Origin of the sequence: Metabacillus litoralis, from assembly GCF_020524045.1 — a bacterium.
GTDB lineage: Bacteria > Bacillota > Bacilli > Bacillales > Bacillaceae > Metabacillus > Metabacillus litoralis_C.
Genome location: NZ_JAIVKL010000006.1, coordinates 39560 through 54146 on the forward strand (window position 1 = coordinate 39560; position 14587 = coordinate 54146).

Annotated in this window: 12 protein-coding genes and 4 tRNA genes; 15 read left to right on the top strand and 1 reads right to left on the bottom strand. The window is 33.4% G+C overall.

Annotated elements, in window-relative coordinates:
- Positions 1-325: 325 nt before the first annotated feature.
- The 14 genes from LC076_RS10840 to LC076_RS10905 all read left to right on the top strand — a co-directional run bounded on the left by LC076_RS10840 (position 326) and on the right by LC076_RS10905 (position 12621).
- Positions 326-401 (top strand) — tRNA-Lys (locus LC076_RS10840).
- Positions 402-423: 22 nt separating this feature from the next.
- A tRNA-Glu gene (locus tag LC076_RS10845) sits at positions 424-495 on the top strand.
- A gap of 110 nt (positions 496-605) precedes the next feature.
- Positions 606-682 (top strand) — tRNA-Asp (locus tag LC076_RS10850).
- 73 nt (positions 683-755) lie between these two features.
- Positions 756-828, top strand: a tRNA-Phe gene (locus LC076_RS10855).
- Between the two features lie 442 nt (positions 829-1270).
- On the top strand, positions 1271-2716 hold the full coding sequence (locus LC076_RS10860; RefSeq protein ID WP_226668665.1) for a peptidoglycan DD-metalloendopeptidase family protein: 1446 nt from the start codon (positions 1271-1273) through the stop codon (positions 2714-2716).
- Positions 2717-2949: 233 nt separating this feature from the next.
- Positions 2950-3657, top strand: a complete 708-nt coding sequence (gene yycF / locus LC076_RS10865) for a response regulator YycF (protein ID WP_226668669.1) — start codon at positions 2950-2952, stop codon at positions 3655-3657.
- 4 nt (positions 3658-3661) lie between these two features.
- Entirely contained in the window at positions 3662-5485 is a 1824-nt protein-coding gene (walK, locus tag LC076_RS10870) for a cell wall metabolism sensor histidine kinase WalK (RefSeq protein ID WP_226668673.1), read from the top strand.
- Entirely contained in the window at positions 5482-6831 is a 1350-nt protein-coding gene (locus LC076_RS10875; protein WP_226668676.1) for a YycH family regulatory protein, read from the top strand. Before walK ends, LC076_RS10875 begins: the two co-directional genes overlap by 4 nt.
- The gene (locus LC076_RS10880; RefSeq protein ID WP_226668677.1) at positions 6818-7618 is read left to right on the top strand and encodes a two-component system regulatory protein YycI; all 801 of its coding nucleotides are present in this window, start codon (positions 6818-6820) and stop codon (positions 7616-7618) included. The genes LC076_RS10875 and LC076_RS10880 overlap by 14 nt, the downstream gene beginning before the upstream one ends.
- Positions 7619-7639: 21 nt before the next feature.
- Positions 7640-8434, top strand: coding sequence for an MBL fold metallo-hydrolase (locus tag LC076_RS10885; RefSeq protein ID WP_226668682.1), 795 nt, complete (start codon positions 7640-7642; stop codon positions 8432-8434).
- A gap of 160 nt (positions 8435-8594) precedes the next feature.
- Entirely contained in the window at positions 8595-9812 is a 1218-nt protein-coding gene (locus LC076_RS10890; RefSeq protein WP_226668684.1) for a S1C family serine protease, read from the top strand.
- 109 nt (positions 9813-9921) lie between these two features.
- Entirely contained in the window at positions 9922-10077 is a 156-nt protein-coding gene (locus LC076_RS10895) for a CxxH/CxxC protein (protein ID WP_226668687.1), read from the top strand.
- 85 nt (positions 10078-10162) lie between these two features.
- Complete coding sequence (gene rlmH / locus LC076_RS10900; protein WP_226668690.1) at positions 10163-10642, top strand: 23S rRNA (pseudouridine(1915)-N(3))-methyltransferase RlmH; 480 nt, start codon at positions 10163-10165, stop codon at positions 10640-10642.
- Positions 10643-10818: 176 nt separating this feature from the next.
- Entirely contained in the window at positions 10819-12621 is a 1803-nt protein-coding gene (locus LC076_RS10905; protein WP_319005514.1) for a DNA (cytosine-5-)-methyltransferase, read from the top strand.
- Between the two features lie 41 nt (positions 12622-12662).
- Here the strand turns inward: LC076_RS10905 and LC076_RS10910 are convergent, their stop codons facing one another.
- Positions 12663-13700, bottom strand: coding sequence for an HNH endonuclease (locus LC076_RS10910; protein ID WP_226668693.1), 1038 nt, complete (start codon positions 13698-13700; stop codon positions 12663-12665).
- Positions 13701-14008: 308 nt separating this feature from the next.
- On the opposite strand from LC076_RS10910, the gene yajC reads away from it, so the two are divergent.
- On the top strand, positions 14009-14263 hold the full coding sequence (yajC, locus tag LC076_RS10915; protein WP_264191513.1) for a preprotein translocase subunit YajC: 255 nt from the start codon (positions 14009-14011) through the stop codon (positions 14261-14263).
- Positions 14264-14587: the final 324 nt, after the last annotated feature.

Here is a 14587-nt window from a genome sequence, read left to right on the forward strand (position 1 = left end):
TTGTTGATTTCCGTTACAGGCATTCGCTTTCCGCGGGCGGTCCGGGAGCCTCCTCGGCGCAAGCGCCTGTGGGGTCTCCCTTTGACACGCTCCTCCCGCAGGAGTCTCATGCCTTTCACTCCAATCAACAAAGTGCTGAAAAATCAACATGAAGCTTTAACATAGCCTATTGATTATTAAAAACAATTCTATTACAATGAAATTCTGGTTAAGAGATGATGTTTTTTTGAAAAAATATAAAATAATATTTTTTCAAAAAAACATTGTCATATGTATTGTTTCTATGTTATGATAGGAAACGTCCTGTTAGAGAGACGCGAAATAAGAGCCATTAGCTCAGTTGGTAGAGCATCTGACTTTTAATCAGAGGGTCGAAGGTTCGAATCCTTCATGGCTCACCATTTTTTATTAGATTATTATAATGGCCCATTGGTCAAGCGGTTAAGACACCGCCCTTTCACGGCGGTAACACGGGTTCGAATCCCGTATGGGTCATCATATATTTAATGAAAACAGTTATTTTGAATGAAGTGCAAGGTTGATTATTTCACTTCGTTTTTAGAAGCAAGTGCAAGGTTGTTTATTTTCACTTCGTGAAAAAACTTGGTCCGGTAGTTCAGTTGGTTAGAATGCCTGCCTGTCACGCAGGAGGTCGCGGGTTCGAGTCCCGTCCGGACCGCCACTATATTTTTTAAAAGAGTTATGATATCCTTAGTAAAAGGTATCAAAGTTTAATAAGATACTTAATTCAATATGGCTCGGTAGCTCAGTTGGTAGAGCAATGGACTGAAAATCCATGTGTCGGCGGTTCGATTCCGTCCCGAGCCACTTTATAAAAAGCATGATTCACTTGAATCATGCTTTTTTACTTTTTAGAATCAAAAAGTATGAAATTTATACTTAGCTTTAGTGTCTAGTTCAAAACACTTGGAGCTTTACTTATTAATAGCACCTTTTAACTCAAGCTACTTAAACGGATTTACTAGAAACCAACAAATTATGCAGAAACAGCAAATAATCAGCATGCTAATACGACAAATTCTATTAAAAAAAGATATAAATTCTACGTTACACACTTGTCATATAACAACCAAATTATGTAACTTATAATACAATATCATTACAATTCGATGAGAAAATAGATCAATAATCTGCTTTTATGGTAAGTTAATAAAGTGTAAAATTACGCACATTATGTCGACTTAGAACCATGTTTACATGTAAGAGGCTTCCTGAGTTTCTTGTAGGTAAGAATTAGGGGGAAAGATGAGTGTTTAAACGTTCTAATAGATTCATAGCTAATGAATCACGGAAAAAAAAGACTTCCTTTTTTAGTAAAATTACATTAGGTGTGGCTTTGGCTACTTTTTCTTTAGGATTAACTAGTGCATCTGCAGAAGAATCACTATCAACGGTTTATCATATCTATTTAGATACTAAATATATGGGATCTGTAAATGATCAAAATATTATTAGTCAAGTAACTAAGAAAAAGCTAGAAATTGCATCTGAAAATTATAAAGATCTTAATTTATCTGTCGAAGATATTGAGATCATACCAGAAAAGATGTTTCGTCCTGTTTATGATAACGATGATACGATCATCAATTTAAATAAAGAGCTTGATGTTGTTGTAGAGTCTACTCAACTAATGATTAACGATGAAGAAATTGCTCATTTTAATAGCAAAGAAGAAGCAGAATCAGTATTAAATAAATATAAAAGTCTTTATGTGTCAGAAGAGGAGTTAAAAACTCTTGAATTGAAAAAAGCAGTTCCAGCTGCATTGAGTTCTCTTCAAGAAGGTAAGTCACAACTATTAGACGTGACATTCACTGAAAAGGTTTCACTCCAATCAAAAAAAATCACACCAGATAAAGTCCTCTCAGTGGATCAAGGGTTAAACTTGCTTAAAAAAGGTACTTTATCAGAGAAAAAATACGTTGTTAAAGAAGAAGATGTTCTAGGTGGAATTGCTGCACAGCATAATCTTTCCTTAAAGCAATTATTACATTTAAACCCTGGTTTAAAGGAAGATTCACTTATTAAGCCTGGTGATGAATTAAATGTAACAATTTTAACTCCGTTTGTGAAAGTAAGTGTAGAAGAGGAAATTTCTAAGAAAGAAACGATCTCTTTTGAAACAGAAATCAAAGAGGATTCATCTATGCCTAAAGGTGAGGAAAAAACAACTCAAAAAGGTGAAGATGGTGAAAAGTTAGTTCATTACAAGATCTATAAAGAAAATGGATCAGAAGTGAAACGTGAAACAATTAGTGCAGAAACAATCAAAGAACCTAAAAAAGAGATTATAGTAAAAGGTACAAAAGTAATTCCTTCTAGAGGCACTGGAGACCTCTCTTGGCCAGCAGTTGGTGGTTATGTTTCTAGTGGGCTTGGTCAGCGTTGGGGCAAGCTACATAAAGGAATTGATATTGCTAGACCTAGTAACTATACAATTAAAGCAGCAGATAACGGGAAAGTGGTTTCAGCTGGCTATGATGGTGGTTATGGCAATAAAGTAGTTATTGATCATAACAATGGAATGAGAACAGTTTATGCTCATCTTGAATCGATCTCTGTTTCACCTGGACAAGTTGTAGCACAAGGACAAAAATTAGGTGTAATGGGTTCAACTGGTAACTCCACAGGTGTTCATTTACATTTTGAAGTATATGAAAATGGAAATCTTAAAAATCCTATGGATTATTTATAAAGCTTACAAAGGGTCTGACAAGTCAAAATTGAGTCAGGCCCTTTTTCATTAAAACACGCTAATACTCTATACCACTTACAAGAAAAGTTTAAACATCTTTTCATTATTTATTGGTAGATATGTAGAAGATTAATTATAATACAACTATTGGAAGTAAGTGTAAAAGGTGATTATCATGAGTGAACATGTTACATTAAAATAAAGTAAAACTGTCACGAGAAGGGGCGATAACTTTGGAGAAAAAGATCCTAGTTGTAGATGACGAGAAACCTATTGCAGATATATTACAATTTAACTTAAAAAAAGAAGGATATACCGTTTTTTGTGCATATGATGGTCAACAAGCTTTAGATATGGTTGAAGAACAGAAGCCTGACCTTATTTTATTAGATATTATGCTTCCAATTAAGGATGGTATGGAGGTATGTCGAGAAGTTAGAAAGAAGCACGAAATCCCTATCATTATGCTAACAGCAAAGGACTCTGAAATCGATAAAGTTTTAGGACTTGAGCTTGGAGCGGATGATTATGTAACAAAGCCTTTCAGTACAAGAGAATTATTAGCACGTGTAAAAGCAAATTTAAGAAGACAACAAGCTATTGAAATCAGTGGATCTAAAGGACAAACAAATGAAATAACAATTGGTTCACTTGTTATTCATCCAGATGCTTATGTAGTCTCAAAACGTGGAGAAACAATTGAACTAACTCATCGTGAATTTGAGTTACTTCACTACCTAGCACAACATATCGGACAGGTTATGACAAGAGAACATCTTCTTCAAACAGTTTGGGGTTATGATTATTTTGGCGATGTTCGTACAGTAGACGTTACAGTTAGAAGATTAAGAGAAAAAATCGAGGACAACCCAAGTCATCCTACATGGATTGTAACAAGACGTGGTGTTGGTTATTATTTACGTCATTCTGAACAGGATTAATAACATGAAAAGAGTGAACTTTTTTCGTTCTATTCATTTTAAATTTGTTATGGTTTATGTGTTGCTAATTATGCTCGCCATGCAAATTATTGGAATTTATTTTGTTCGTGAACTAGAGACTTCTTTGAAAACTAATTTTGAAACCTCACTAACTAAACGGGTAAATTTACTTGTATATAACATCGAACAAGAAATGTCTCGTGATCCAAAGGAATACTCGGATGGTAAGACAGCTGAGGGTGAGATCACAACTATTATTGAAGATTTCGCAAGAGGAGAAATACTTGAAGTAAAAGTAATAGACAAAAATAAGACTGTTATTGCTACATCAAGTTCTAATCAAGATATAGTCGGTAAAAAAACGACAGAGGATCGAATACTTCGAGCACTTTTAGGGCTAGATCACAGCAAGATGTATTTTGATGAGGGGAAAAGGCAGCGCGTTGTCATTATGACACTTCCTGTTAACCATAACCAAACGACCATTGGTGCAGTTTATATTGCTGCTTCAATGGAGGAAGTGTTTGTCCAGATGAGAATTATCAATAAAATATTAGCAACTGGCACAATCCTTTCACTTTTGATTACAGCTGCATTAGGTATTTTCTTAGCAAGAACCATAACTAGACCAATGACTGATATGAAAAAGCAAGCAATGGAACTGGCGAATGGTAATTTCTCACGCAAAGTAAAGGTATACGGAGAAGATGAAATCGGTCAATTAGCTCAAACGTTTAATTATTTAACAGAAAGATTAGAAGATGCTCAAGCGATGACAGAAGGTGAAAGGAAAAAATTAGCATCTGTTATTGCTCATATGACTGATGGAGTTATTGCTACGAATCGACATGGACAAGTCATTTTAGTTAATAATCCAGCTCTAGAAATGCTAAATGTTTCACGTGGAACAATAGAAAATATCAATATTACAAGATTATTAGGTATTGATGATGAACATACCTTTGAGAGCTTGGTCGATGCACAAGAATCATTTATCCTTGATTCGAGTACAGGTGAGACACCATTTATTCTACGGGTTAATTTTTCAACTATACAAAAAGAAACAGGTAAAATTGAAGGATTAATTGCCGTCTTATATGATATTACTGAGCAGGAAAAGATTGAGCAAGAAAGAAGAGAATTTGTTGCGAATGTGTCACATGAACTAAGGACTCCTTTAACAACAATGAGGAGTTATTTAGAGGCATTAGCAGATGGTGCATGGAAAGATAATGATTTGGCACCACAGTTTTTAAATGTCACACAAACAGAAACAGAACGGATGATTCGTTTAGTGAATGATCTTCTACAGCTTTCAAAGCTAGATCGGACAGATTATCGCCTAAATAAAGAGTGGATTAACTTTACTGTTTTCTTCAATAAAATTATCGACCGTTTTGAGATGACTAAAACACAGCATATTTCATTTAAAAGAAATATTCCAAAAGATGAACTTTATGTTGAAATGGATACAGATAAAATCACTCAAGTTTTAGACAATATTATCTCAAATGCATTAAAGTATTCTCCAGAAGGTGGAAAAGTTACATTTACAATTGACGTTCTATCAACTGAAATCCAGATAAGGGTAAAGGATGAAGGTGTTGGGATTCCTCAAGATAGCTTAAATAAAATCTTTGACCGTTTTTATCGAGTTGATAAAGCAAGAACAAGACAGTTAGGCGGAACAGGTTTAGGCTTAGCTATTGCTAAGGAAATGGTTTATGCACATGGAGGAGATATTTGGGCACAGAGCAAAGAGGGTCAAGGAACAACAGTGTATTTCACACTGCCATATGACCCAGAACAAGAGGATGAGTGGGAATGAACATAGAATCCATAAAAAGTGCAATATTAATTGTATTAGTATGTATTAGTTTATTTTTCACCTGGAATATGTGGAGTACCCAACCATATTTACCAGAATATCAAGATGATAAATTTTTTGATAGTAATTCAATTAGTAATGAAAAGCGACAAGTATATGAAGTTGTTAAACCACAACAGCTTTTTATTCATACAAATGAAAATCATTATAGTACACTAGATGATAATCACCTTGAAGATTTATGGTTGGAAATGCAAGAATGGGAGTATACAACAAGTGATCAAAGAATTTCACAAACCTTTACGGAGCAAAAATTCAATATTTGGATTCATGGGTTGGAAGAAGCTAAATTAGAATTGCGTTTTTTTGATAAGATTCCTATTGAAACCGTTCAATCATTTTTCGATTGGAATTCTGATAAAGATGAGTCATTAGATTTTGATCGTATATATTTAAACGTACCTAAAGAAAATGAAATACAAAAAGTTTACTTTGTAGCGACAGAAGAAATGAGAATGATCGAAACATCGGTTAGTGAAGAAACAGCAAATCAATTTGTCTCAAATCTCTTTAATAAAAGAGAAGAATTCCCGACTTATTTTGGCTTTTATTCTAATGATGGCACTGAATTTATGCTACCTACGAATGAATTGAAATTAAAAAGCTTTCAATATGTAACAAATGAAATTGGTGCAGAAAAATTCAAAAATGCACTTTTTAGTGATCCACGGTTGGTTAAACAAGATGTGATTCTTTCGAAAAATCGTTATACAGACGGAACAAGAGAGTTAAATATCTATCCAAATCAACATCTAGTTGAGTATGTGAATCCAATACCATTTGATACGAATTCAATACAACCTAGTCACCTGATCAATCAGAGTATCAATTATATAAACGACCATGGTGGCTGGACAGATAATTATGTTTTATTTAATATAGATGAGTTCACTCAGGAAATAAGATATATCATGTCATTAGATTCAATACCTGTGATAAATTCAGTTCAAGAATCGTATGGGCCAACAATGATCTCACAAAGATGGGGACAAAATGAAATTGCTATCTATGAACGCCCATTTTATCAATTAAAAGAAAGACCAATATCTAGTCAACCTGTTACTTTAATGTCTGGTAAGAAGGTAGAGGAGTTATTAATAGATAGTGATAACTTTGATGATATGGAAATAAAGAATATTTTTGTTGCTTATGAGCTTGGTGGTTCTGTTAATAATAAATATGTTAATTTAACTCCTGCTTGGTGTGTTGAATTGCAAGATGGCACACTTTTGAAAATTAAAGAAACAAAGCAAAAAGTTGGGGGGGATGAAATTGGAGTGGAGTAAAACGAAATCCATTTTTATCCTTGCATTTTTAATTCTAGATATCTTTTTGGCCATTGAGTTTTATGAATTACAATATAAATCTAATTATGAAATTATGAAAGAAGCAACAATAGAAGAGAAATTAGCTGTTGAGAATATTACGTATAGCAAGTTGCCTGATATTGAAGGAAAAAGCTTTTATATTACTGCGAAAAGTAAAGAGTTTACTTTTGAGGAAGTACCAAAGGATCAAACATTAATCCTGACTAATACTAGTAACCCATTTCGTTCACTAAAAGTAAAACTTAATAAACCTATACCAGTTCCAGAATCAAATCTTGAAAATAGAATCAATCAACTATTAAAGGATTATGTTAATTTTGGTGACAAATATAAGTACTGGTATACAGATGAACAAACAAATTCTATTATTTGTATTCAAAGATATAATGGTCGTAACATTTTTCAATCTAAAGATGATCATATAGGAATGGTTAAGTTCATCGTGAATGAAAATAATGAAATCGTAAGCTATGAGCAGTCTATGCTTGAGGATATTAAAGAGGTTGAGGAAAAAGAATCTGCTGTACCTGCGTTAAAAGCGATTGAAGCACTATATAATAAGAATTATTTAACAACTAATAGTGAAGTGAAAAATATCCAATATGGCTATTACACTCATATTCCTTTAACCAATCAACAAATTCTAGCACCAACTTGGCATATTATTGTTGAAACAGATACAAATGAGAGAAAAGATTTTTACGTTAATGCCTTAGAGGGCGACGTTTTACAATCAACACAGTAGGGAAAAGAGGAGTGACCAGATATGAGCTTGCAGTTTAGTGTTCTTGCAAGCGGTAGTACGGGGAATGCAATATTTGTAGAAACAGAGAATCAATCATTTTTAGTTGATGCAGGTCTTAGTGGAAAGCAAATGCAAAACTTATTTGAGCAAATTGGAAGAGATATAAGTAAGCTTTCTGGAATTTTCGTTACACACGAGCATAGTGACCATATTAAAGGTCTAGGAGTATTAGCAAGGAGATTTAAGCTTCCTATTTATGCAAATGAAAAAACATGGAAAGCTATGGATGGCTTAGTTGGAGAAATTGCTACAGATCAAAAGTTTGTGTTTCAAACAGGGACAGTAAAAACATTCACATCTCTTGATATTGAATCGTTTGGTGTTTCGCATGACGCAGCTGAGCCAATGTTTTTTGTTTTTCATCATGAAGGTAAAAAGTTAGCACTGATTACGGATACAGGTTATGTAAGTGACAAAATGAAGGGAACCATTCAAAACGCGGATGCCTTTGTTTTCGAAAGTAATCATGATGTTTCAATGCTTCAAATGGGTCACTATCCATGGAGCATTAAGCGTCGTATTTTAAGTGATGTTGGCCATGTATCGAATGAAGATGCTGCTATTGCCATGATGGATGTAATCGGAGACGCAACCAAGAGTATTTATTTAGCTCATCTAAGTAAAGATAATAATATGAAGGATTTAGCACGAATGTCTGTAGAGCAAACATTAGCAAGCAAGGGCTTTATAACAGGAGAGCGATTTGAATTATACGATACAGATCCAACAACCCCGACACCGCTTGTTGCAATATAATTTAACTTTATAAATATTTATTGTTTAATGAAAAATATAACATACTAATAAAAATTATGTAAAATCATCATCTTCTTGGTTAATTTTCATTAGACAAGAGAATAATGTTGATTAGATATCACACTATTCACACGAGCTATGGAAAGGAATGGTGAACATAATGGGCTATTATGATCAAGATTATGAAAATTATAATGCTAAACGTCAAAAAGGAAATCGTGGAGGTTGGTTTTTAGCAGGTTTAGTTGGTGCCATTTTAGGTGGATTACTCATGTTATTTGCTTTTCCAGCTTTTTCGAACTTCCTCCCTTATAATATGGATTTAAGTGGTGAGGAAACAGAGCAAGAAGGACCAGCTGAAGCAACAGGTCCTGTTAAAAATGTTGCCGTAAATGTAAATACAGCTATTACTGGCATTGTTGATGAAGTCTCAGAAGCTGTTGTAGGTGTTGTAAACTTACAAGAGGCCGGATTTTGGAATGAAACGGGTGAAGCAGGAACTGGATCAGGTGTGATTTACAAACAGGAAGGCGATAATGCCTTTGTTGTTACAAATCATCACGTGATTGCTGGTGCTTCACAAGTGGAAATTAGCTTAAATGATGGTACAAGAGTGCCCGCTGAACTTCTTGGTAGTGATGCTTTAACAGATTTGGCTGTTTTAAGAGTTGATAGTGAAAAAATAACAAAGGTTGCTCAATTTGGGGACTCTGATAAAGTGAAACCAGGTGAGCCTGTCATTGCAATAGGAAATCCTTTAGGCCTTCAGTTTTCTGGATCAGTTACACAAGGTATCATATCAGGTACAGAAAGAGCGATTCCAATTGATGAGAACGGTGATGGACTAGTTGACTGGAATGCAGAAGTATTACAAACAGATGCTGCTATAAACCCTGGTAATAGCGGTGGAGCACTTATTAATATGGATGGTAAGGTTATTGGTATCAATTCAATGAAAATTGCTCAAGCAGCTGTTGAAGGGATCGGTTTATCCATTCCAGCAAACCACGCGATTCCAATTATCGAAGATCTTGAAAACTATAGCGAAGTAAGACGTCCATTTATGGGAATAGGGATGAGATCATTAAACGAAGTCTCAAGCTACCATAAGCAACAAACATTAAAACTTCCAGAAGACACTACAAATGGAGTAATCGTCATGAGTGTCTCACCACTATCACCAGCTGCTCAAGCAGGTTTACAAGAGTTTGATGTAATAACAGAGTTTGCAGGTGAAGAAGTAAAGGATATCATCGCATTACGGAAAATCCTTTATACGAAAAATATTGGTGATACAGTAGAATTTAATTTCTATCGAGATGGTAAAATGCAAACCGGAAAGATGAAATTAGGAGAAGAAGATATGTTAGGGGGCTAATACTTAGCTCTCTCTTTTTTATGAATTGATTTGTGGATAACTATAATATCAGATATAGTCTAGTATAAAAAGGAAATATCCACATGTGGATAAGGAGGAATTTTGAATTATGTATTGTTGTGAAGAACATATAGATTTAGCGATTGATATGTATGTAGATGAAAAGGAAGTAGCTCCTATTATCGAAAAAGTGAATGAAAATAATAAGTTATCCACAATTTGTGGGTTGTGCAAGAACCCAGCAGTATATATAGTTGGTAGCTAGTTTATTTTTGTGATTGTGGATAACTGGTGAACGATTGTGGATAAGAATTCTGATAGCGTTTTTATGAAATGGAGTAAATAAAGAGATGAATATTTCAATTATCACAATAGGGAAGTTAAAGGAAAAATACTTAAAACAAGGCATTGATGAATACTTAAAAAGATTATCAGCATACGCCAAGTTAGACATCATTGAATTAGCTGACGAAAAAGCACCAGAAAACCTTAGTGAAACCGAAATGGAAATTGTGAAGGAAAAAGAAGGAGAGCGAATCTTAAGCAAAATCAGTGATGACACACATGTTATTGCTCTAGCGATAGAAGGAAAAATGAAAACATCAGAACAACTAGCAAAAGAGATCGATCAGCTAGCTACATATGGAAAAAGTAAAATCGCAATTATAATCGGAGGATCACTGGGACTGAGTCAACAGGTGATGAAAAGGGCGAATGATACGTTGTCGTTTTCTAAGATGACCTTTCCCCATCAGTTGATGAGGTTGATATTGTTGGAGCAGGTTTATCGGGCGTTTCGGATTAATCGGGGGGAACCGTACCATAAGTAAATGAGGTTTTTTTGTGGAAAACAACCTAAAAATGTTTTTCTTTTGTTTTATAGAAAGAATTGTGGTAAATTATACTAGAACAAACGTTCCCTTTTTGGTACCAGACAAAAACAATTCTTTTTGTTATAATGGTTAGAGTCTTATTGAACGTCTAAAAAATAAAGGGTGAAGCGCCAATGTTAAAATTAGGAACTGTTTTTAGTGGAATAGGTGCTATTGAGCATTCCCTAGAAAGATTAGGTATTGATTATAAAATAGCCTTTGCATGTGATAATGGAGGCATTGATATCTTTTCAAAAAAAATAGAGAGAAACTTGCTGGCTATAGATAAAGAGATTGAAGAATTACAAATAAGATTATTAAGCCTAACAGATGAGAGATATGAGGATGCTAATGAACTTAATATTCAAGAGCATTTTGAGCATATTCAAACGTTGAGAGAAGAGTTAGAAAATGTTTCAGTAAAAGTAGGAGAGGAAATTACTGAAAACCAATTAATAATATCAAAAATGAGTTTATTTTTTGATTGGGTATCTATGAGAAATGAAAAACTAAAGATAACTCCTCTTACGGAAAGTTTCCAAGATAAGCAATTAACCGAGATTTCTAAGGCTCATTATTATTATCTTTTAAAAGATATCAAAGATTACTATAAAAATGTAAAAGATGAAGAATTGCTAAAAAAGATTCTTGGTATCCCGTTAGAGCAATATGAAGCTCATTTTAAAGCTTTTGTTGAAAGGTCTTCAGTAAAAAAACTTAATAGTAATTTGACTGAAATCCTCGATATTATAAACATGTTATTAGAGAGATTATCAAGTGTAGAAATTCTTGATGATTTATCAAAAATAAACGATTCCGATAAGAAAAAAGAATATGTAGATGATTTATATAAACCTAAGAAAAAATCAAACTTTGTACTACAAAGTTACTTAGCAAATTACGATATTGATGAGAATCATTTTCATTGGAATGCATCATTCTTAGACGGAAGCCAATATAAGGACCAAATAGATTTATTTGTAGGCGGTAGTCCATGTCAGTCTTTTTCTATGGTTGGAAAAAGAAGAGGGCTACAAGATACAAGGGGAACTTTATTTTATGAATATGCCCGTCTAATTAAAGAAATACAACCCAAAGTATTTATTTATGAAAATGTTAAAGGACTTATAAATCATGATGGTGGAAACACTTGGGCTACAATGCAACAAGTATTTGATGACCTTAATTATAATTGGAAATTTGATGTTTTGAATTCCAGGAACTATGGTATTCCTCAAAATAGAGAAAGATTATTTGTTGTAGGATTTAGAAAAGATATCGAATTATCAAATGAATTCTCCTTTCCAAAACCTATTCCACTTGAAAAAACGATGCAAGATTTTTTATTAGATTCAGTATCAGGAAAGTATTATTTGAATAAAAAAGGCGTAGAGTTTGTAACAATGGAAAAAAATATTAATAAAAGATATACGCAAATTGATGGTGAAATACAACTTTGTCAAAAGGCAAATCAACAATTCAATTGGCATGGGGATTTTGTTTTTGTGGAGGAAAATAAAGACCAAGAAAAGATGATGGAAGACCTTGAAAAGTATTTCCTATCAGCCAAAGTCGAAAAGTACGTCATGTCTAGTGGAACTAAGAACTTTTATTCCAAGCCAAAAATTGATTTGAAAATTGCAAGACCGTTATTAACTACAATGCACAAAATGCATAGGGCTGGAGTGGATAATTACGTTACAACACAGGGACGTATAAGAAAATTAACTCCAAGAGAATGTCTGAGACTTATGGGGTTTTGCGATAGTTTCAATATCGTAGTATCAGACACACAAATGTATCAACAGGCAGGTAATTCAATTGTGGTTGATGTTCTAATGGAAATAATGAAATCAATTAATGCTAGCTTGCCAGAAATTTTAGAAGGTGAAAATTATAAGTATAAAAATGAAATTGAACAATTATCTTTATTTTAATAGACAAACACCCGTTCATATTTGAACAGGTGTTTATTTTTTTACTGCTTGAAAATGTTTTCTCTGTGGTATTTCAAGTAAGGAGAGCGTTTACCAGTTCCATTTGATATGCTGTAAGTTTCCCCTAAAATAAGATTTAACTTTTGGATGATTTCCTTTGAAACAAGTGGTGAAATCATTAGTGTGCCATCATCTTCAAAAGAAATTAATCCTCTGTCAAACAGTACGTCGTATGTTGGAGTTAGAAGAAGTCCATTATATCCATCTAGTCTTTCAAGATTATTTGATTCACTCCAAGGTTTGGCATGACTTGCTCTTAACAAAATAGGGTCTGAAATTCCTGTAAAAGGACAGTTTTTCATTGTTTCGAGTAATCTGTTCTTAAATTTCCCTTGTCCTTTTCTTGAGGTTACTAGAGACAACGCATCGGTTTCTTCTTCTTCATATTGTTCTGCATCTTCATAAATTTCCCTTATCACAGTTGGCATTTCTCTATCAACAAACTTTTCCTTGATTGATAATAAAAATTCATATTCATCTTGGCTTGGACCTACAGACTTGGTAATAGACAACGTTGAAATATGGGGTAAAGCAATTTTTCTGAAAATACTCCAAATTTCGCTGTCGGAATTGATGTAGAACCTCTCAGTATCCTTTTTTCCTCTATGATTAAAGACCTTAAAATATATTTTTTCTTCGCTATAGTCTTCAAGTTTCTCTTTGAGTTCGAAATAATGTTCGCTTATATCATAAAAATAGTTTTGAGCAGGTTCATGGTACTCCTTGAAGGCTAGCTCTAAATACTCTAAAAGGTTACTTTTTAAAAAGAAGCAGTTAGCATTTGAAGCTGCAAAATCGTTCTTTAAGTATTTTACTGTACCAGTGAAAGAAAAGAAATTTGAGGCTACAGGAGAGCTCTGTGAACCAATGTAAATTCTGGATTCTCCACTGGATGGTTTTGTCTTTGAGGCGTTTCTTTCTGTGCGTAGTTTGTTCCTTGAAACAAAACTATCTGAAATTGCAACTGTTAGTTTAGATTGGTAAGACCCGTTCTCGTACTGCTCAATTCTTTTACTCATTAAAATCATCCCCCTGTAAATATTCTGACATTTCCTCTTGCTTAATTCATCTTAAAATAAAGTCAGAATTATGTCAAATAAAAATTACAAATCCTTTATTTAAGGGTTTCTTTTATTTTTTACAAGTCAGAGGATTTTATTTTTCTGACTTATGGTTTAGGCGATGATTTATATTTTGAATAACAACTTATCATAATTGCTGTTTTCTGTTAAAATTAATTAGATAGGAAAGTCAGTTGTATATGAGAAATCGTTTACAAATCTCTGTGCTAAAATTTATTGACTCAAAGGAGAGAAAATAAGTGGAAATGTTAGGTACTGTACTCCCATTAATTCTTATGTTTGCTATTTTTTATTTCCTTTTAATTCGTCCTCAGCAAAAGAAACAAAAGGCAATAAGAGAAATGCAAAATAACATTCAAAAAGGCGATAAAATAGTAACAATTGGTGGACTTCATGGTATTTTAGATTCAATGGATGAAGGGAAAATTGTTATTGTAGTTGATAATGGAACTCGTTTAACATTTGACCGTAGTTCAATTCGTGAAGTAATAAAAGGATAATTTATACATAACTGTTCAGGAAAAAGGGTCTCAACTTGGACCCTTTTTTTGTCTTTAGAGATAGAATGTTTTTAACTATAGAGGAACAAAAGAGTTATTAAAGAAGGGAATTTAAATCTATCAGTGAAAGATTTAATGAATTAGATACTTTCCTATTCACCTGTCAACTTTTTACCATATTGAAATTTTTTCCAAAGTCATATGGCTGACTGTAAAGAATCTGACCACATAATAGACATTCGACACCACATAACCGCTCATAGTTGATTTTATTTATAATTTTACTGGGATAATCCTCAATTCTTATAACAGAAAGAATACCAC